Origin of the sequence: Mycobacterium sp. PDNC021, assembly GCF_048282635.1 — a bacterium.
GTDB lineage: Bacteria > Actinomycetota > Actinomycetes > Mycobacteriales > Mycobacteriaceae > Mycobacterium > Mycobacterium llatzerense.
In genome coordinates this window covers 14,280-32,601 of record NZ_CP182502.1, presented here as the reverse complement: position 1 = coordinate 32,601, position 18,322 = coordinate 14,280, and the positions used below count along the sequence as shown (strand labels likewise).

Below are 18,322 nucleotides of genomic sequence, written 5' to 3'. Positions count from 1 at the left end.
ACATCATTTTCTGAATACAGAAGTTGATGTATCTTTCTCGTATGACCACGGCGCAGCACACCGACGCGTTGTCGCGTTTCGGCCATGCCCTGTCCGACCCGACGCGCACGCGAATCCTGTTGAGCCTGAACGGGACGCCTGGCTATCCGTCGGATCTGGCCGACCAGCTGGGCGTCTCTCGGCAGATCCTGTCCAATCACCTGACGTGCCTGCGTGGCTGCGGTCTGGTGGTGGCCGTGCCGGAAGGCCGCCGGATGCGGTACGAACTGGCGGACAGCCGCATCGGCCGCGCTCTGGACGACCTGCTGGGTCTCGTGCTGGCGGTCGACCCGAACTGTGTCTGCGTCGGCGCGGACGGCGAGCCCTGTGGGTGCGGGCAATGACGCTCACCGACGTGCGCCGCGGTCAGCTCGCGCGGCGCATCCGATGGCTGGTCGCGGCGACCATCTCCTACAACGTCATCGAGGCTGTCGTCGCGCTGTCGGAAGGGGCTCGCGTCTCGTCGGCGGCGTTGGTCGGCTTCGGCCTGGATTCGGTGATCGAGGTGTCCTCGGCCGCCGCCGTGGCCTGGCAGTTCGCCGGGGCCGACCCTGAAGCGCGCGAGAAGACCGCACTGCGCATCATCGCGTACTCGTTCTTCGCGTTGGCCGGTTACGTAACCGTCGATGCGATTCGGGCACTGCTGGGATTCGGGCAAGCCGAGCACTCGATCATCGGCATCGTGCTCGCAGCGGTGAGCCTGCTCGTGATGCCGGTGCTGTCGTACGCGCAGCGCCGTGCGGGTCGTGAGCTCGGCTCACGGTCGGCGGTCGCCGATTCCAAGCAGACGCTGCTGTGCACCTACCTGTCGGCCGTGCTGTTGATCGGCCTGCTGGTGAACAGCGTCCTTGGCTGGTCCTGGGCCGACCCGATCGCCGCCTTGGTGATCGCCGGGATCGCGGTGAAGGAAGGCCTCAACGCGTGGCAGGGTGACGTCTGCTGTGCGCCGGCCGTGCGCGAGCCTGCCGCGGTGTCCGATGGGTGCGGATGCTGCGACTGACTACGCGGCGAACTTCCAAAAATTTGCCATAGCGGAGTATTTCCATCCAAATATGGTGAACATGTGCTGCTATGTGCCGATCTGGCGTTCCTACTGGATTTGCTATGCGCCGCGTGGGGAAACGTAGTACGGTCCCGAGGTGTCCGGTGATCACTCCGGGTGGCGGCTGACGAACGGCGGGTCCCCATGGCTGGGAAGCATCGCGAATCTTCACTTGCCGCGACGCGGCGATGCGCACGCGGCGGCACCGCGCTGACCGTGACCGCAGCCTGTGTCACGACAGTGCTCACCACAGCCACGACGCACGTCCCGGTGATCTCGGCCCCGGTGGCGTTGGCGGCATTGATCACGCCGGCGAACTCCACCGCGCAGATTTTCGCGGGATCGCAGTACTACAACCGAGACTGGAGCCAGTACGGGCAGCCGCAGGTGGTGCCGTTTCTCGCCGGACCGCAGGGGATCGCGAACGCGGTGGCGGCCAACGCCGATGACCCGAGCGGCATCGTCGTGCTGTCGTCGGGCTGGGGTGCCGGCCAGACGGGTACCGCGCTGGGCATCCTGCAGGACCGGAACGATCCCGCGCTGGACAACGTCAAGCTGGTCGTGCTCGACAACAACTCCAACCGCGCCGGCGGCGGATTCTGGACCACGTACTGGTTCGGTGCACCCTTCCTGCTGACGTCGGCTGCCCCGACGCCGAACAACACCACGGTGCCCGTCGTCGACGTCGCCTACGAATACAACGTCAACTCGGACGCGCCGACCTATCCGATCAATGTGCTGGCCGACGCCAACACCCTGGCCGCCTATCTCGGGGACTACGGTGCCGAGGCAACCGCGCCCGTGCCCGACGTAGCGCTGCAGCCGGTAGCACCCGGCGCGCAGCACTACCACTACATCGTTGCGCCGGACGGCACGATCGTTGATACCGTGCCGGTTTCGGGCAACATCACCTACGTGACGTTCACGTCGTCCGGGCTGCCGCTGCTGCGGCCACTGCGAATGATCCCGGGCGGCAACATCATTGCCGACCCGATCGAACCGGCGCTGAAAGTCTTGGTCGACGCCGGCTACAAGGACAACTCGCCCATACCGCAGGATCCGGGGCAGACCCGGCCGGTCGGTTTGCTCCCGTCGGCAGCGGAGACCGGGAGCGCTCTCGGGCAGCTGCCCGGCGCGGTGCAGCAAGGTGCGCAGACGGTTGCCGGCGACGTGCCGGCGCCGCTGGCCGCGACGCCACCACAGAGTCCAAAGCTGGTGGCCGCCAACGCCGATGCGCCGGATGTCAAGAACCCCGTCGATATGACCGCGGGCAACAAGGCCACCCCGCACGCGGGTCTGCCGAGCCTGCCGACCCCGGGCGGATTCGTGAAGCAAACCGCCGGGGCGGTCACGTCAACAGTCAGCGGTTTGGTCAGTGGGCTGACGGGCGGGCTGCTGAAACCCAAGGCCCACAGCAGCCCATCGAAGTAGCCTCAGTCCGTCCGGTTGATCAGGTCCCGCTTGAGTACCTTGCCGGTCGGGTTGCGCGGCAACTCGTCGAGGAACACCACCTCACGTGGCACCTTGTAGCGGGCCAGGTTGTCCTTGACGAACTGCTTGAGATCCGCCTCCGAGACCTCGGCGCCGGAAACGGTAACCACGAAGGCGCGCAGGTGTTTTCCGAACTCCTCGTCGTCCACTCCGATGGCGGATGCTTCGACGATCGCGGGATGGGTGACCAGGAGTTCCTCGATCTCGACCGGGAACACGTTCTCGCCACCGGAGACGATCATGTCGTCGTCCCGGCCGTCGATGTAGAGCCGGCCCTTGTCGTCGAAGTGTCCGACGTCGCCACTGGCCATCAGCCCATCGATGAACTCTTTGGTGCCGCCGCCGGTGTAGCCCTCGAATTGTGTTGCCGCGCCGACGAATATCCGCCCGGTCCCGGGCGTAGGCACCTCGTTGCCGTTGTCGTCGATGATCTTGATCCGGCAACCAAGCATCGGCTTACCCACTGAGGTGGGGGCTTCGCGGACGTCGGCCGGTGTCGCCATGGTCGCCAACGCGACTTCGGTTGAGCCGTAAAGGTTGTAGACCACGTCGCCGAGCAGGTCCTGCGCCGCGGTGGCGACGGCGGCCGGCAACTGGGAGCCGGCGCAGAAGATGGCGCGCAGGCTCGAGGTGTCGTAGCTGCGGACCGTGTCGTCGCCGAGGCCGAGTACGCGCTGCAGCATGACCGGCACGACACACACCGTCGTCGCACTGTGTTTCTCGATGTCCGCCACGAGCTGCTCGGCGTCAAACTTGCGCCGCAGCACCAGCTTCGAGCCGAGGGCGATCGTCATGATGGCGATCAGCAGCCCGGTGCCGTGGAACAGCGGCGGCCCGATGATGGTGGCTTCGCGAGCGCGCATGGGCAGACGTTCCAGGAGGCCACCCGGGAGGATGAAGCTGCGCGGCTCCGCGCGCGGCGCGCCCTTGGGGGTGCCCGTCGTGCCGCTCGTCAGCAGAATGATCCGGCCCTGCTTGGCCGGTGCCGGCGGCGCCTTCGGCGATGCATCGGCCGCGAGTGCGTCGAGATCGTCAGTGGCGCTGTCGATGTCGGCGACGAACGTGCCTTTCCTGGCCTCGATATCGGCGACCAGATCGGTGAATTCGACGTCATGCACCAGCAGATCGACACCTTCGCGGTTCGCGACCTCTGCCGCCTGGCGGGCCGAGAACGCCGTGTTGAGCCACACCGCGTTGACCCCGGCGCGGGACGCGGCGAACGCCACGATCAGCGGTCCGCGGTGGTTGCGACAGAGGATGCCGACGGTGTCGCCGGGAGCCAGTCGCTGCCGGAATGCGTTGGCAATCCGGTCGACTGCCTCGTCGAATTCGGCGTATGTCAGCTCGCCCCGTTCGTCGGCGATCGCCGGATACGCGCCGTGCCGGATCGCCGCGATACGCGGCGCGGCCCCGAACGGCCCGTAGGTGTCGAGTGCCTTCAGGACCTGCACCAACCGGTGCGGCAGATCGACGCCGATGGCGCCGGCCCGCACCAGTGCCACGAGGGCGCGGGTTTCGAGGCCGGCCCGCCGGGCCGGCTCGGCAAGCAATGAGTTCAGGTCCATGCCAGTCCTTTTCTATTCGGCCGCAACGGGTTCGGTGGACTCTGCCGGAGCTGACTGCGCAGCGGCGGAGTCACCGAACATCGAGTAGACCTTGTTCCGCACCATGTCGAACGGCCGCGGGCTGAGGGCGTCGGTGAGAGCGGTGAGCTGTCCCGACGGCGGGCTCAGCCGGCGCGGGCGGTGCATGATCGCGTCGCACAGCGTGGCCGCGGCCTGCTCGGGGGTGAGGGTGGGGAAGCGGTCGTACATCTTGGTCGGCGCGATCATCGCGGTCCGCACCAACGGCATGTGCACCGTGGTGAAGGTGATGTTCTCCGACACCGTCTCACCTTGCAACGTGTCGCACAGTCCGTCCAGTGCCGACTTGCTGGCGATGTAGGCGCCGAAGCGCGGCAGCTTGGTCTGCACGCCGATCGAGGACACGTTGATGATGTGCCCGAAGCCGCGCTCGCGCATGCCCGGCGTGAACTTCAGGATCAGCTGGACCGGGGCGAAGTAGTTGAGCTGCATGGTGCGCTGGTAATCGTGCATCCGGTCGTGCGACAGCTCCAGTGAGCGGCGGATGGAGCGGCCGGCGTTGTTGATCAGGATGTCGACGCGGCCCAGGTCGGCCAGCACCTGGTCGGCCATGGCGCCGATGGCGTCGAGGTCGCTCAGGTCGCAGGGATAGACGTGCGCGGTGCCGCCGTCGGCGCGGATGTCGTCGGCGACGCAGTCCAGGTTCTCCCGGGTGCGGGCCACCAGCACGACCTCGCCGCCGGCAGCGCCGATGCGACGGGCGGTGGTCTCACCGATGCCCGCCGAGGCGCCGGTGATCACGACGATCTTGCCCGCGACGGCGTCCTCGAGGGTGTAGCCGGTGATGGCGTCGACCACCGTCTGCAGGTAGATGGGGCGGGTCTTGATGGGGGTATTCATGACACTGGCGAAGACGGCCAGCGGCTTGGCGGCGACAGCGGCGACGGGCTTGGTCGCCAGTGCGGTGATATCGGCGAGGTTCACGGCAGGGGGTCCCTTCTTGAGTTTGGTTGGTTGTCAGCCCAGAGCCCGGCGGGCCAGGCGCAGCGCCGGCAGCAGCAGGGCGTGGGGAGTGATCGAGCCGGTGATGGCCATGAGCTTCACGACGGTGCCGGGCACGATCTGCCGGGCGCCGGCCTGCATGCCGTCGACGGCCTGGGTCGCGACCTCGACGGGGGAGACCTGCGCCGGTCGCAGGCTGAACTCATGGGCCGAGGCGACCTCGGCCCATTCGGTGGGGACCGGTCCGGGGCACAGCGAGGTGCAGGAGACGCCGGTGCCGCGCAGCTCTTCGTGCACGGCTTCGGAGAACGAGTTGACGAACGCTTTGGACGCTCCGTAGGTCGCCATCGACGGCATGGGCTGGAATGCGACGACGGATGCGACGTTGAGGACGGCGCCGGCGCCACGCTCGACCATGCCGGGCAGGACAGCGTGGGTTAGTTCCTGCAGCGCAACAACATTGAGCTCGACCTGCTCGCGTTCGCGATCCATGGGCAGGGTGTGGAAGGCGCCGCTGGTGCCGAAGCCGGCGGAGTTGGCCAGGCCGGCGACGGGCCGGGTGCGCAGCTCCTCGATCAGGGTCTGGCGCTGGGTGGCATCGGCGAGGTCGCATGGCCGCACCGTCACCCCGACGCCGTGCTCGGCGCGCAGTTCCTCGGCGAGGGCGTCGAGCCGGTCCTGGCGACGTGCGACCAGAAAGAGGTTGTAGCCGCGGGCGGCGAGCACTCGGGCCAGTTCGGTTCCGATTCCGGACGAGGCACCAGTGATGACGACCTCGGTGGTGCCTGAGGGCTTCGGCAGAGTCATGTGGCTCTCATTTCATGTCGACGTGTGACTGTGCCAGTAACACTGGCACAGTGTGAATGTTGGTGTCTATACTTCGTGGAATGACAGATGTCACAGTCGAGGAATTCACCATCGACGAACTCGCCGCGCGCACCGGAACGACGGTGCGGACCATCCGCTTCTACAACGAGAGTGGCCTGCTGCCGCCGGCCGAGCGGCGCGGTCGCCTCGCCTATTACGGTGCACCGCATCGCATTCGGCTCGAGTTGGTGCAGCAGCTGCAGCAGCACGGCTACACCCTGGCGGCGATTACCAAGGTGCTGGCGCGGCTGCCCGAAGGCGCGACGGCCCACGACCTCGCCGTGCGTGCGGCACTTCTCACACCGTGGAGCCCGGCCGAAGACGAGACCGTGGACCTACGGGAACTCGAACAACGTGCCGGTCTGTCGTTGGACGGCCGGGGGCTGCAGACGCTCGAGGCGCTGGGTGCCATCCGTCGTCTGGATGACGGCACGTTCAGCGTCCGGCAGTCGGTCCTGGGCGCGGCCATGAACCTGCGCGACACCAATGTTCCGGCGGAGGATGTCCGGCGCCTGGCCGGCGTCGTCGACAAGCACATCGACGCCCTCGCCAACGAGGTGACGGACGTCGTCTTCAGCCGGATTCGGGAGGCCGAGGACCCAAACGTGTACCTCGGGCGGATCGCCAAGGTGGTGCCGAACCTGCGGCCACTGGCGGCGCAGATGATGGCCGACCGCTTCACCGCCGCGATCAATCAGGCGGTGCAGGAACGCGTGGCGGAGCTGGAGATTCCGGCCAAGTAAGTCGAGGGCGCTTACTTTCGGCGGAGCTGGCAGGTCGCCCTGGTGGTGGCGACGACGGTGCCTTCGGCATCGGTCACGACCGCCTCGACGGTGTACTCCGACTTGCCGTTCTGTGCGGCCTCGGCCTCGATCCGCGCGATGTCTTCGTCGCTCATCTCGGCTTGTGCCCGCACATCGGATTTCGCCGGTGCTTTGTACTGGATCGCCATGTCCTTGACCAGCGGATAGAACTGGCTCTGGTCGAATGCGGTGAGGGCAAGAATCCCGCCGAGCACCTCGGCCACGGTGAACAACACGCCGGCGTACATCACGCCAAAGTGATTGCCGTTACCTGTGATTGGGGCTGTGGTGGCGGCCAACCCGCGTCGGACCTCAACGATCCTGACGCCCAGGCCATGGGCGGCCGGGATGGTGGTCGCGAACATCGAGTTCATGAACTCGAGCTGGGCTGCATCGGCGGTGTTCGTCACGTCGCAAGACTATCCACCGCGATTAGTCCGGCTACTGAATTCGCGGACTTGTGGTGCCCCCACCAGGGCTCGAACCTGGGACCTGCGGATTAAAAGTCCGTAGCTCTACCGACTGAGCTATAGGGGCGTGGGAGACAGAATACTGCGTCCCGCCCCGCCGCCTCCGGGGGTGGCCGGTTGTGTGGCGGTTGGCGGTCTGTAGTGCGGATTTGGGCCGTGAGGCAGTCGTGCCCTAAGCTATCGAAGCTCCCAACGGAAACGTTGAGAGTGCCCCCGAAGAGATTCGGATTGGCCCCCATCGTTTAGTGGCCTAGGACGCCGCCCTTTCACGGCGGTAGCACGGGTTCGAATCCCGTTGGGGGTACGCAACGCGGAAACGCGGAGCAAGCAGTGCGTAAGGCCCTGTGGCGCAGTTGGTTAGCGCGCCGCCCTGTCACGGCGGAGGTCGCGGGTTCGAGTCCCGTCAGGGTCGCCAGAACGGCGAGGCAACTTGCCCTTCCGGCCAGGTAGCTCAGTTGGTACGAGCGTCCGCCTGAAAAGCGGAAGGTCGCCGGTTCGATCCCGGCCCTGGCCACTTCAAGAACCACCTGGTGACGGGTGGTTTTTCTCGTATCTGGGGCGTTTGCTGCGGAGACTCGGGGTGTCAGTCTTCACGTACGGGGAGGGCCTCTGTCAACTCCGCAGAGAGTCGCCAACGGGCACGGTGGCCGTCTGTCACGGAACTGTTGGCCTTGAGGGTGATGTGGGCCGCGACGCAGAAGTCATCGGCAGGATTCCACTGCACTCCTGTCCTACCGAACGATGACAAGAGTCGCCTTCCGCCGAGAGCGGCCCATCGCCGATCGAAAAGCTGGTCTCGCAGCGTCTCTGTCGTTCCCAGTCTGGCGTCTTCGAGCCGCTGAACTTCGACGACTCCATCAGAGCCCTCGTGGCTGTGATATGCGCTGATGATGCCGTCCAGCGTCGGCTTCACGATGTCGACCAACGAACTAACGGGCCTGTCCTTCCTCGTGTCCGTTACGTGGAGCTTGAGAAGGAATCGCGTTGGCGCTGTGGCTGTCTCGACTGGTGGCGCCGCGAAGTCCCGGATGGCCTTCCACACAGGTGCGGGTTTGTCGGTGACGGAGTCCACCGGGACGCCGGTAAACGCGGCCAACTGCTTTCCCGGTCTCCAGAACTCGAACGCGTCGTCGCGTACCTCGCAGTAGCGCTGGTAGTGCAGGGCCGCGCCTTCGGTCAGTCCGCTGCGCGATGGCGGCGGTGGCAACTGGTAGCCGCGTTCGAAGGTCACCGAGCGTGCCATCAGTGGCCGGAGCGCGCCGCTGCCCACGTTGTAGAGCAAGACGTTCTCGGTGTCGACGAACGCGCCGTCATCCGCAGCGCTGTACACCGCGTGCAGCCCACGACCCGCTCGAGGGGCTGAGTCACGCAGCGCTCGGCGCAGGTCGTTTCGCATCTCGAGGACCCAGCCGCGCGGTTCATACGGCAGACGGACCGTCGACCACAGCTCGACGACGTTGGGTGCGGCTCGCACCACGTAGGGGACGGGCATGTCGACACAGTATGAGCCCGGCCGGCAGGTCGACGCACACGTCAACCCGCGCGACCGCGGGTCATCACCCGCGAACTCAGTTTGTTGCCGTGACTCTGGTCGTTCAGTTCGGCCCTCTGCGCGGTGGAGAACCGCGTCACCACTTGTCGCCGCCGTGTCAGCCGACGGATGTGGCTCGCGCGTCACCACCGAGAGCGAGCCCGAACCAGATGCGGTACTGCCACTCGTCAGGCTCACCGTGTCGATTGACGTACATGCCCCGGATCCGCTCGACGCTGGCGTCAGGGGATAGACCCCAGTCCGGGGTCTCGGCTCCGTCGCCCGGCAGGTCCCCCACGCTGACCAGACCCTCTTCCAGCATCGTGCGCACCACGCTCGTCACCAAGTCGAACCGTTCGCCGTTGCCCGCCGCGAGCTGCTGTTGCGTCACGATCTGATCGACCTCGATCATGGGTACCCAGTCGTGGGATGCGGCGTCCAGGATCTCACTGCGCAACGTGTTCTGCGCTGCGCTTACTGGCTCGGTCATCGCGTTGTGCTCCTCGTGTTCGTCATCACCATCGTCTCAGTGCCCCTCGAAGTCGCGGGGATTCTCGTTCGGGTTGTCCTCGCCGAGGATCGGGAACGGGTGGTTGATACTGCCCGGCGGGTGCACTGGTTGCGGCCCCATCGGCTCGGCGGACGGCCCGCCCCAGCCCCCGATACCTGGCGTGGGTTTCACCGCGGGTGCAGGCTCGACGACCGGTGCCGGTTTCGCGGCGGGGCCGGCTTCCGCCGCTGGCGGTGGTGCCGCCCGCGGCGCTTCGGGTTCCGCCACCTTCGGCGCCTCGACCGGTGCCTTCGGAGCCGGGATGTTCGGCTCGGCGCCCTTGTCGGGGTTGATGTGCACCTTGATGTAGCCCCGACCGGGCACGTTCACGTCCAGCGCGGACTGGCCAGTGGATCGCGCCGCGGCACGCTCTCCGACTGATGTGCCGTCGGGCAGGTCGACCGAGATCCCGTTGGTGCCGCCGTACCGCCCCGGATTCTCCACCCCGTTCTGCTTCATCCACTGCCAGAGCCGATCGATGTCGGCCTGAGAGCGCACCACCTTTATGTTCGGCCTGCTGTCACTCGGCAGCTGGTCGAGCACCTTGGCGATGTCTTGCCCGTTCGGCCCCGCAGGAGGCGGCGGAGGCTTCGGTACGTCCCGTTTGAACCCGTAGTCCACGGCCTGCACCGTTGGGTCGTGCTTCCCGTGGCCTTCGAGACCCGGGAACGTGACCCCGTTGAGCGGGGAGAGCGCACCGTGGATCCGGTCGGCGACCTGCTTGTCGGCGTCGACCAGCTGCTGCACCGCGGTCTGGATCGCGTGCGTGTGTTCTTTCGCCTTTGACTGCCGGTCCTCGCCGTCGCTGAGCAGGGAGGGTAGGGACGTGTCCTTGACGGAGAGGTCCTGGCCGACGGTGAATCCATCCTCCTCCGCCTCGGCTATCGCGTTCAGGGCCTGCCGCTTCGCCCAGGCCACGTCGCCCGACCCGTTCGTGGCGTGGGTGCTCGCGTTGTGCAGGGCATCGGCGGCGCCGCGAACCGTGATCAGATCCGCCCAGGAGCGCTCGGCGGCAGCGTCGGCCCCGGCTCCTTCCCATGTCGTCCCACCCGGCCGGGTCATGCCGTTGTGGATGGTGGTGAAGTGCTCCTCCCACGCCTGAGCGGTCGATGTCCAGTGGGTTGCCGCGGCGTCGAGGTGCTCGGTGTTCCACGCCTCGATGTCCGAGCGGGTCAGGGATCCGCTGGCCAAGGTTTCAGACCTGAACGGTGGAGATCGCCTGGCCAGAGTCACCGTCGCTGCGCGTGTAGCTGGTCGCCGCAGCGCGCAGTGTCTCCCCGGTGCTGGTGGCCCGGCCGGAGAGGGTTGCGGTGACGTTGTCGATCAGCGAGTGGCCAGTGGTGACGGCAGAGGTGCTGGACTGGGTGTGGTGGCCGCCCGCTGCGGGTGCGGTGATGTCGGAGAGGGATGCGGCGGCGGTATCGCAGACCTCGGCGTGCGACTGCAGGCCTTCGGCGTCGACGCGGAGCGCATCGGACATGGATGCCCCTTCCCCCAAGATCCAAGGATACGGCCGGATCTGGTGGGTCCCCGACGGCAATTGCAGTACCGGCGGCGGGGAGTAACCCGACAGCTGGTCGCCGGCATCCCGGTGAGATTGCGAGGAAAAAGTGCCTTTGAGGTCGACGCACAGCCGGTTTCCGCACCTGTAGTCGAGCAGCCGCTCGCGGTGCATCTGGTGTACTGCCAATCCGGGTGAGATCATTCAGCTCGGGTCGGGCGAGGCGCCCACACCCGGCTCCACACTTCACGAATCGCGACGCCGACCATCACCAGCGCGAACACCGTCAGTAGGTTCAACTGCAGAGCACTGCCGAATCCGGTCCCGTAGTAGAGCGCAGTGAGGATGATGGCCGCGCCGGCAATCGGCGCGAGAATCGTGGCAATGCCCGCCGGCCATTTCGCGACGGATACCGCTTCGACCACGGCGGCAATCGCAGTGACGGCCAGCGCCACGACCGCGACGCTCGCCATGGCGTTCGCGACGAAGAACACATCGTTCAACGGCGAGGGCGGATGGTTGGTCAGCGGCTCGTATGCGGTCCAGCCAAAGTCGCTATGTCCCAACCCGACTCCGAAGATCGACTCGTCGTAGTCGGCGTACCGCCGCGGCAGGCCGGAGTTCAATGCCGCTGAATTCATCTCCGTCATGAGACGAGCGACGACGAACACCCACCACGACACCGCGCCGGTGACGTGGGCGATCCGCGCCGTGACGAAGCGCCGACCGCGAAGCTCAATGCGGCTCATCCGAATACCGGGGCGCCGTTCGGGCCGATCTGCGGCGCCGGCATGAAGCACGGCGGGATTCCCGGCGCGTACGGGGGCACGCAGGGCTGCGGGAAGCAGGGCTGCCCGTTCCAATACGTCGACTGGTTCGGAGGACACACCGTCATCGGTTCGGCGGCGGACTCGGGGGCAGACGGCAGCGCGGCAGCTCCGGCAACCGAGACAACGATCGCTACGGCTGCGGACCAACGAGTCATAGTTCGTCGTCTTCGTCTTCAAGCTGCGGGCGTGGCTTGCGCATCACCACCACGGCCCAGATCACGCCGCCGATCAGCGCCGCGACGATGGCCAGGAAGACCAGCTGTCCCGCTATGTAGTCCATCGCATCCCCCTGCCCCCGAAATCCAAGGATAAGGGGATCGTCGGCATGGTTCCCGCGGAGATTTGGGTGTACCTCTAACCGTGGGCGCAGGGCTATGTTGGCCATTGAACGGGTGAAAGCGTGGCGATGATGGCCGGTCTCCTTCGGATGGGCACGTACCTGGCGGCATGCGGGGCGGTGGCCATCGGCCTTTCGCCCGCAGCCGCGGCCGACGCCGCGGCTTTCGATCCCACCGGGAACCGATCAGGTGGACCGGTACCGACCGTCAACGGCGTGCCATGCGTCGGTGGCAGCTTGGGCGTCTGCCTGAGTTTTCGGCAGAACCGTCCGCCCATGGTTACGTCGGTGCCGCAGTCCGGTGTGGGGCACAGTCCGACGGTGCGTCGCTGAGTGTCGAGCCGCCCGAACTTGCAACCCGCGGCAGATGAGTTCAGCTGGGTAAGGTGCTGGCAATGACCAATTTCCCGGAGCCGGCCGACGACCTCGAGTCGCAGCTCGAACCGGTCGCCGCCCGTCTCCTCGATGCGCAGGTGGCGTTCGCCATGCAGCAGCTGCGCGGCGAGAACTACCACAGCCTGGTCCTCGATGAGATCGAGCACGCCTTGTCGGAGGCGTCGGAGATCACGCTGTCCGACGCGGTGACGCCCACCATGATCAAGAACGTCGCCGCGAAGTACGCCGTGCAGGTGCCGGTGGAAGGCGGCATCGCGGAACTGGTCAGTGAGATTGCCGCGCGGTTGTATCGGCTCACGGCGACCACGGACACCCGCTTCGGCGACGTCATCGACGGGCGGCGTTTCAGTGAGCTCAGCGCGATGGTGGTCGAGATGGGAGTCACCCAGCGAGTGCTGGAGCGCCTTCTGAGCAGCGAGGCGTTCGCCGAATTCTGCGTGACATTGGTTCAACACTCGCTCGCGGAATCCGTCACGCAGGGTGGCAAGTCGTTGGCCCGCGGCCGGCTGGGTCGCATCTTCGGCGGACTCGGCGCCCGCATGCCGCAGGGACCGGTCGAACGGTTGGAGGTTCGGGCAGAGGATCTGGCGCGCCGTGGCGCCCGTTTCCTACTCGCCCACACCCATGCGGACGAAGACGCGCTCGCCGAGGCGGTCAACCAGCTGTGGCGCAGTAACCTCGACAGCCCACTGTCGACGGCGGTTTCGATGATCTCCGCCGCCGACGTCGAGGACGCGGTCGTGCCGATCTACGAATTCTGGCGTACCTTCCGAGACACCGCCTACTTCCGGTCGCTGCTCGACGAGGGCATCGACCACGTCTTCGAAAAGTACGGCGAGGTAAGCCTTTACGAGCTGCTGCTCGATCTCGGAGTGGGGCGGGAGGACATGATCGAAGAAGCCCTCCGTTTCGGCCCTCCGGTCATCGCCTTGCTCGACGAGCGGGGTTATCTGGAGTCGGTGCTGCGGCGTCGGCTCATCCCGTTCTACCTCTCGGAGGAGTTCCGGGAGGCCCTCGCGGGAGGCTGAGCTTCCAACTCGGCCACTCGCGCCTTGAGCGCCTTGATCTCGGCCTGCAGCTCGGCTTCTCGCCCGTCGAACTTGGCTTGATAGGCCTCACCCAGCTCACGCAGGTACTCGCGATCGAAGCGCGGGATGATGGAGCGCGAGCAGTTCCAGTCGAAGGCCTCGACCGCGATCTCGATCTCGCGCTGCGGCCCGTCCTCGACGACTGTCCCGCGGCCGAAGACCTTGAGTCGGCTGCGCCGCGGGTAATCGACGAAGAACATGGCCAGCCGGTCGTCGGCGGCCAGGTTGCCCAGCGTGACGAACTGGTTGTTACCCGGTAGGTCGATGAACCGCAGGCGGTCGGTCTCGGGCAGATGCCGGACGAATCCGGCAGGGCCGCTGCGGTATTGGAGATAGGGCCAGCCGTTGGGGGTGACGGTGGCCAGGCAGAACTGGTCCGCTCGCCGAATCATCAGCAGCTCGCGGTCGTCGAGGCGCTGCGGGCCGTCGTCGGCGCGTTCGGTGTGCCGGCCATAGGCCAGATAACTGCCGTTGCGCTGCTGACGATTCAGCGCATCGGGGCCGAATGCCAGGTGGTGATAGTGGTTGTTCGGCTCGGTGGACACAACGGTCACGCTACGCCCGCGGCGTGTCAGGGCGCGGCGGTCACCACGACCTGAACGACGCCGGTGTCGGTGTCCGACGCGATCACCAAAGCCGGTGCGTTCGCGGCTGAGACCACGTGGCCGCCGGTGACGGTGACCGTGTATCCGTTCGGGTAGGCGACGGCGGGCACCGAAATGGTGCTCTGTGAACCGACTGCGAAGCTACCTGAACCATCCGCCTCCGCCGTCGAGTAGCCGAAGGTGAAGGTGCCCTTGGTATTTGAGAGCCTGAGCGGGGTTCCAGAAACCGCCTGCGGATACGGAGACGCCAGCACCTGCAGGCTGCCCGTGTTGACGTTGCCGCCGGTCGGTGGCAGGGCCGGGTCGTAGACCACGGACTCACCGTCGGTGCTGCCGCTGGTGGTGATGTCGCCGACACCGGAGTAGGCCCACTCGGACCAGCTCATGAGGTATTGGTCGGCGGCGCTCATTTCGGCTTTCAGATCTGATGGCAGGTTGGAGGCGCCGAATTCGTTCATGAATACCGGGACGTTGTTGGCCTTCCCGTAGGCGTTCGCGGTGCTGGCCTGCTGTCTCGCCAGCCACCCGCAGATGCTGCTGGTGGCCGACCCGGCACAGTAATCATGAAACGCCAGAACGACATTCGTGTCGTCGATGGTGCCCAGCTGGATCGGCGCGCCGAGGATCGCGGGTATTTCGGAGACCGCGGGGTTGGCGGGCTCGACGAACAGCGCGGTGTTCGGATCCACGGCCCGGATGGCAGCCGCCACCTGGTTGTACATCGGGGTCAGCTGTTGTTCTGCGTAGAACGGGCTGCCCAGCAGTGTTGGCAGCCAGGAGGTGCCCGGGAAGGGCTCGTTCATGATGTCGTACCCGATGACGCTGTTGTTGCCGGCCATTGCGGCAGCGACCGTTTCCCAGGCCTTGGCGTAGTTGTCCTGGAGCCCGATTCCGTTGGCGGCGTTCGAGTTGTTCCAGAATGCGTCCCACGCCGCGGTTTCGGCGGGGTTCAGGTAGTAGCTGCCGGGGAAGCCGAATCCCTGGTTGGGCAGTCCACCGGTCTGCGTGGCCCACTCCGGGGCGCCCTCGCCGCCGAGTGAGGCGCTGTACAGGTCCTGGTGCATGTCGATGATCGTGTAGATGCCATGTGCGGCAAGCATGTTCACGGTCTGCTGGATCGACTGGAGGTACGCGGCGTTGTACACACCGGGTTGGGGTTCGACCCCGGCCCAGATGACACCCAGCCGCACCACATTGAAGCCGTTGGCCGCCAGGAATGCAGCGTCGTCCTCGCTGAATCCGCTGGCTGACGGTTCGTACGGCGCGAGCTTGTACACCTCGTTGAATCCGTGCAGCAGGACGACCTGCCCGTCGCTGTTGGTCAACCAGACACCAGTGGACGTGACGGACAGCATGGAGCCGTTGGCACCTGTCTGGACGAGCGTGGCTCCGGTACCGGACTTACCGACCGAGCCGTGATTGCCCAGCAGGCCCGCGTTGCCGCCTGCTCCGCCCAGCGCCGGCAACCCGGTGGACACGGCGCCGACGCCGCTGTTTCCGGCATCTCCGCCGGCACCGCCGATGCCCAGGATGAAGGCGCCGGAACCGCCGTTGCCGCCGCGACCGCCGTCGGCCCCGTCGCCGCCTCGGCCACCACCGCCGCCGGCACCGAACAGCAGACCTTTGCCCGGGCCGCCCTTGCCGCCGGGCCCGCCGGACATCGCACCGCCGTTTCCGCCGCGACCGCCAACGCCCATCAGGAAGCCACCGGCGCCACCAGTACCGCCGGACGCTCCGGAGCCGCCGGTACCGCCCCGCCCGCCGTTGCCGACCATGCCCGCGGCGCCGCCGTTGCCTCCGGAGACGGCGGCCTCGGTGCTGTCCCAACCGGCTCCACCGTCGCCGAGCAGCCATCCGCCGGCCGTGCCATTCGGTGCGGCTGCGGTGCCGGTTCGGCCGTTCCCGATGACGTAGGTGCCGGCGAGCGTGTTGATGACGCCGTCGACTCCCTGCCCGAGGGGACTGTTGATCCAGCCTTCGATGCCGGTGTGCAGCGGGTTGTAGATCAGCGCACGCATCCAACCGGCCGGGTTGTTGGGTGGCGCCGGCACGGCGTTCTGGGTTGTTGTCGAGGGGAGCGCAGCGGCGACGGCGGCAGGCGTAGTGCTGGTGGCGGTCGGGGTTACGGCCGAAACCCTGGCTGGTGGCTTGGGCTTGGTGACAAGGGGATTCGACGTGGCGCGGGGTCGCAACGATGAGGCGCCGGTGGTTGATGTGGCCGCTCCGGGCGACTGCTTACCAGCCGACTTCGTCGCGGGTTTGATGCTGGCGGGGGATCGGGTGCCGCTCGCGTGTGGGGCCGTGCGGTTGCCACCGGCGTGGGCGGTGGAGCTGACAGCCGAGGAGGTGGGACCACCGGCAGCGTCGTGGCCGGAATCGTTGTCGGCCGATGCGACGGCTGTCCCGGTGGTGAGTCCCACCCCGATGATGGCCGCTGCCAGTCCGCCGATGCCCCACAGGCCGGCGCTTACCGTCATCGTCTGTGTATACGTGACGGCCGCTCGTGTTGCGGCCTAATTGGCGAGGCTGTCTGAATTGCAGAATGCTCCGACCGTCGGGAGCGGTCCGGCACAGACGATTTGGGCCCGTCAACCGGAGTTGACGGGCCCAAATCGGGTATTCAGTTGGCCGGGGCCGGAGGAACCGGCGGCACCGGTGCCCCTGGCGGGGGCGGGACATCGGCGGGGTCCGGTCGGAACTCGACCAGGCCCGGCGGGATGTTGGTGCCCGGCGGCGGAGCGGTACCGGGCAGGGATTCGCCGAGCTGTTCGCGCGGCACCTGCCCGAGCAGGCCGCCCTTGAGGCGGCCGTCGCGGTACATGTCGATGTACCGGCCCAGCCACTGCCGACCTGTCACATCTTCGGACTCCTGGCCGGCGTCCACCCCGAATTGCTCGCACTTGCCGGGTGCCGACGGCTTGAGGCACTGCGGCGTTCCGTAGGCGTTGTTGAACGCCCGCAGATTCGGGGCCGTGACCGGACCACCCTGGCCAGGAGCCGAGGGCACGGCGTACTGGCCGAGGACGGAGCCGCGGTCCAGACCGGAAAGGTCCGACGGTGCGCCCAGGGCGGCGGCCAAGGGGCTGTCCCCGTTGGCCTGGCCCAGGACGTTGAGGCCCTGCGGACCCAGGTTGGCGCCGGCGATTGGGATCGCGATGTTCCCGCCGGGTCCGTCCGGTGTCACCGGGGCCGGTGGCAGGGCAGGTGCAGGCGCAGGAACCGGCGTGGGTACGGGATCAGCTGATGCGACGTCAGTCTGCGTCATCGCCGCCGCCGCAAGGAAAACGCCTGCGGCGGCGACAACTCCGCGTGCAACACGGTGCATCAGACCGACTTCGTGATGCCGTAGTAGGCGACGATGTCGTCGGTGTCGGTGGTGGAGCTGGTCAGCACCGCGTAGGACCGCAGGAAGGACTGACCGACGCAACCATCGACCTTGATGTGGGTGTCCTTGAGGGTGACGCGCACCGGAGCGGACTTGAAGGTCTTCTTGTCGACCGGGACCTGGGTCACCGTGCCGGGCTTCGGGTGGATTTCTACGGTGCCCGACATCGGGACGCTGATACCGGTGGGGATCAGGCCGGCGAGGGTGGAACCGGAGGTGCTCAGACCGATCTGGCCGATCAGACGCACCTGGCCGAGCTCGATGCCGCAGCCGATCTGGTAGCCGGCTTCCAGCGTGCCACCAGACAGCTTGGTCTTGCCGTTGCCGGTGACCGTGCCGCTGAACGTGCCGCCCACCAGGTACTCGCGGGACGAGGCCGCAGTGGTCAGCGGGGCGACGGGCAGCTCGGTCTCGTTCTTGGCGACGACCGTCAGGACCCAGCCGTCGGGGGAGGTGACCGTGGCGGGTTCGTCGGAGGCCACGATGCCGGTGTCCGGCGGCGGGCCGTCGAAGCCGGCCGGGTCGGCCGGGTCGGCCTGGGCGAGCGGCGCAACGGTCGCCGACAGCAGCACGCCTGCTGCGGCAGCCATAGTGGCGAGTCGGTTCAACATGGGGTTACGGCGCCTCTCCGTGGTTGGAATCCTGGGTGGATTTGTATCGCTGTGGGGGAGCATTAAATGTTCGGTTTTCATTCTGGTGAACGGACGGCCAATTTCGTCTTCCGGATATTTCGCTGTCCCGATCGTCGAAATTGTGTTCAGTGGCAATATTTTGCATCGCACTGATTCAAAATTCCCGTCCG

General features: G+C 66.8%; 21 protein-coding genes and 4 tRNA genes. 9 read left to right on the top strand and 16 right to left on the bottom strand.

The window, feature by feature from the left end; translation table 11 throughout:
• Positions 1-41 precede the first annotated feature (41 nt).
• The 3 genes from ACNO8X_RS00205 to ACNO8X_RS00195 all read left to right on the top strand — a co-directional run bounded on the left by ACNO8X_RS00205 (position 42) and on the right by ACNO8X_RS00195 (position 2,512).
• Positions 42-383, top strand: coding sequence for an ArsR/SmtB family transcription factor (locus ACNO8X_RS00205; RefSeq protein ID WP_418003647.1), 342 nt, complete (start codon positions 42-44; stop codon positions 381-383).
• Positions 380-1,039, top strand: a complete 660-nt coding sequence (locus ACNO8X_RS00200; RefSeq protein ID WP_418003646.1) for a cation transporter — start codon at positions 380-382, stop codon at positions 1,037-1,039. Before ACNO8X_RS00205 ends, ACNO8X_RS00200 begins: the two co-directional genes overlap by 4 nt.
• Positions 1,040-1,225: 186 nt before the next feature.
• Positions 1,226-2,512: a PE-PPE domain-containing protein gene (locus ACNO8X_RS00195; protein ID WP_418003645.1), complete on the top strand. Its 1,287-nt coding sequence runs from the start codon at positions 1,226-1,228 to the stop codon at positions 2,510-2,512.
• Positions 2,513-2,514: 2 nt separating this feature from the next.
• On the opposite strand, the gene ACNO8X_RS00190 is transcribed toward ACNO8X_RS00195, so the two are convergent.
• From ACNO8X_RS00190 to ACNO8X_RS00180, 3 genes are read right to left on the bottom strand one after another with little or no spacing between them, the layout of a single operon-like run.
• Positions 2,515-4,137, bottom strand: coding sequence for an AMP-binding protein (locus ACNO8X_RS00190; protein WP_418003644.1), 1,623 nt, complete (start codon positions 4,135-4,137; stop codon positions 2,515-2,517).
• Positions 4,138-4,149: 12 nt separating this feature from the next.
• Complete coding sequence (locus tag ACNO8X_RS00185) at positions 4,150-5,139, bottom strand: SDR family NAD(P)-dependent oxidoreductase (protein WP_418003643.1); 990 nt, start codon at positions 5,137-5,139, stop codon at positions 4,150-4,152.
• Between the two features lie 33 nt (positions 5,140-5,172).
• Complete coding sequence (locus ACNO8X_RS00180; RefSeq protein ID WP_418003642.1) at positions 5,173-5,964, bottom strand: SDR family NAD(P)-dependent oxidoreductase; 792 nt, start codon at positions 5,962-5,964, stop codon at positions 5,173-5,175.
• An 80-nt stretch (positions 5,965-6,044) separates the two neighbouring features.
• Between ACNO8X_RS00180 and ACNO8X_RS00175 the strand changes: the two genes are divergently transcribed.
• Positions 6,045-6,767 (top strand): MerR family transcriptional regulator, encoded by a 723-nt coding sequence (locus ACNO8X_RS00175; protein ID WP_418003641.1) that lies wholly within the window; start codon positions 6,045-6,047, stop codon positions 6,765-6,767.
• Between the two features lie 11 nt (positions 6,768-6,778).
• Here the strand turns inward: ACNO8X_RS00175 and ACNO8X_RS00170 are convergent, their stop codons facing one another.
• Together ACNO8X_RS00170 and ACNO8X_RS00165 are read right to left on the bottom strand one after the other, a co-directional pair.
• Positions 6,779-7,237, bottom strand: coding sequence for a PaaI family thioesterase (locus ACNO8X_RS00170; protein WP_418003640.1), 459 nt, complete (start codon positions 7,235-7,237; stop codon positions 6,779-6,781).
• Between the two features lie 51 nt (positions 7,238-7,288).
• Positions 7,289-7,364, bottom strand: a tRNA-Lys gene (locus ACNO8X_RS00165).
• Positions 7,365-7,528: 164 nt separating this feature from the next.
• On the opposite strand from ACNO8X_RS00165, the gene ACNO8X_RS00160 reads away from it, so the two are divergent.
• The 3 genes from ACNO8X_RS00160 to ACNO8X_RS00150 all read left to right on the top strand — a co-directional run bounded on the left by ACNO8X_RS00160 (position 7,529) and on the right by ACNO8X_RS00150 (position 7,811).
• Positions 7,529-7,601, top strand: a tRNA-Glu gene (locus tag ACNO8X_RS00160).
• Positions 7,602-7,635: 34 nt separating this feature from the next.
• Positions 7,636-7,712, top strand: a tRNA-Asp gene (locus tag ACNO8X_RS00155).
• Between the two features lie 25 nt (positions 7,713-7,737).
• Positions 7,738-7,811, top strand: a tRNA-Phe gene (locus ACNO8X_RS00150).
• Between the two features lie 69 nt (positions 7,812-7,880).
• Here ACNO8X_RS00150 and ACNO8X_RS00145 read toward each other — a convergent pair.
• From ACNO8X_RS00145 to ACNO8X_RS00115, 7 genes are all read right to left on the bottom strand, one after another.
• Positions 7,881-8,789 (bottom strand): hypothetical protein, encoded by a 909-nt coding sequence (locus ACNO8X_RS00145; protein ID WP_418003639.1) that lies wholly within the window; start codon positions 8,787-8,789, stop codon positions 7,881-7,883.
• A gap of 157 nt (positions 8,790-8,946) precedes the next feature.
• Positions 8,947-9,318 (bottom strand): hypothetical protein, encoded by a 372-nt coding sequence (locus ACNO8X_RS00140; protein WP_418003638.1) that lies wholly within the window; start codon positions 9,316-9,318, stop codon positions 8,947-8,949.
• A gap of 36 nt (positions 9,319-9,354) precedes the next feature.
• Complete coding sequence (locus ACNO8X_RS00135) at positions 9,355-10,569, bottom strand: hypothetical protein (RefSeq protein WP_418003637.1); 1,215 nt, start codon at positions 10,567-10,569, stop codon at positions 9,355-9,357.
• A gap of 4 nt (positions 10,570-10,573) precedes the next feature.
• A complete protein-coding gene (locus ACNO8X_RS00130) occupies positions 10,574-10,858 on the bottom strand; it encodes a hypothetical protein (protein WP_418003636.1) in 285 nt (94 codons plus the stop codon).
• Positions 10,859-11,079: 221 nt separating this feature from the next.
• A complete protein-coding gene (locus ACNO8X_RS00125; RefSeq protein ID WP_418003635.1) occupies positions 11,080-11,628 on the bottom strand; it encodes a hypothetical protein in 549 nt (182 codons plus the stop codon).
• Positions 11,625-11,864: a hypothetical protein gene (locus ACNO8X_RS00120; protein WP_418003634.1), complete on the bottom strand. Its 240-nt coding sequence runs from the start codon at positions 11,862-11,864 to the stop codon at positions 11,625-11,627. The genes ACNO8X_RS00125 and ACNO8X_RS00120 overlap by 4 nt, the downstream gene beginning before the upstream one ends.
• Complete coding sequence (locus tag ACNO8X_RS00115; protein WP_418003633.1) at positions 11,861-11,989, bottom strand: hypothetical protein; 129 nt, start codon at positions 11,987-11,989, stop codon at positions 11,861-11,863. Before ACNO8X_RS00115 ends, ACNO8X_RS00120 begins: the two co-directional genes overlap by 4 nt.
• A 129-nt stretch (positions 11,990-12,118) precedes the next feature.
• Between ACNO8X_RS00115 and ACNO8X_RS00110 the strand changes: the two genes are divergently transcribed.
• Positions 12,119-12,379 carry a hypothetical protein gene (locus ACNO8X_RS00110; protein WP_418003632.1) on the top strand — a complete coding sequence of 87 codons (261 nt, stop codon included), beginning with the start codon at positions 12,119-12,121 and terminating at the stop codon, positions 12,377-12,379.
• A 62-nt stretch (positions 12,380-12,441) separates the two neighbouring features.
• Entirely contained in the window at positions 12,442-13,470 is a 1,029-nt protein-coding gene (locus tag ACNO8X_RS00105) for a hypothetical protein (protein ID WP_418003631.1), read from the top strand.
• Here ACNO8X_RS00105 and ACNO8X_RS00100 read toward each other — a convergent pair.
• The 4 genes from ACNO8X_RS00100 to ACNO8X_RS00085 form a co-directional block, all read right to left on the bottom strand.
• A complete protein-coding gene (locus ACNO8X_RS00100; protein WP_418003630.1) occupies positions 13,428-14,075 on the bottom strand; it encodes a pyridoxamine 5'-phosphate oxidase family protein in 648 nt (215 codons plus the stop codon). The genes ACNO8X_RS00105 and ACNO8X_RS00100 overlap by 43 nt on opposite strands.
• Before the next feature lie 26 nt (positions 14,076-14,101).
• On the bottom strand, positions 14,102-16,612 hold the full coding sequence (locus tag ACNO8X_RS00095) for a cellulase family glycosylhydrolase (RefSeq protein ID WP_418003629.1): 2,511 nt from the start codon (positions 16,610-16,612) through the stop codon (positions 14,102-14,104).
• A gap of 143 nt (positions 16,613-16,755) precedes the next feature.
• Positions 16,756-17,400 carry a hypothetical protein gene (locus ACNO8X_RS00090; protein WP_418003628.1) on the bottom strand — a complete coding sequence of 215 codons (645 nt, stop codon included), beginning with the start codon at positions 17,398-17,400 and terminating at the stop codon, positions 16,756-16,758.
• A gap of 59 nt (positions 17,401-17,459) precedes the next feature.
• Positions 17,460-18,131, bottom strand: a complete 672-nt coding sequence (locus tag ACNO8X_RS00085) for an MspA family porin (protein WP_133762355.1) — start codon at positions 18,129-18,131, stop codon at positions 17,460-17,462.
• Positions 18,132-18,322: the final 191 nt, after the last annotated feature.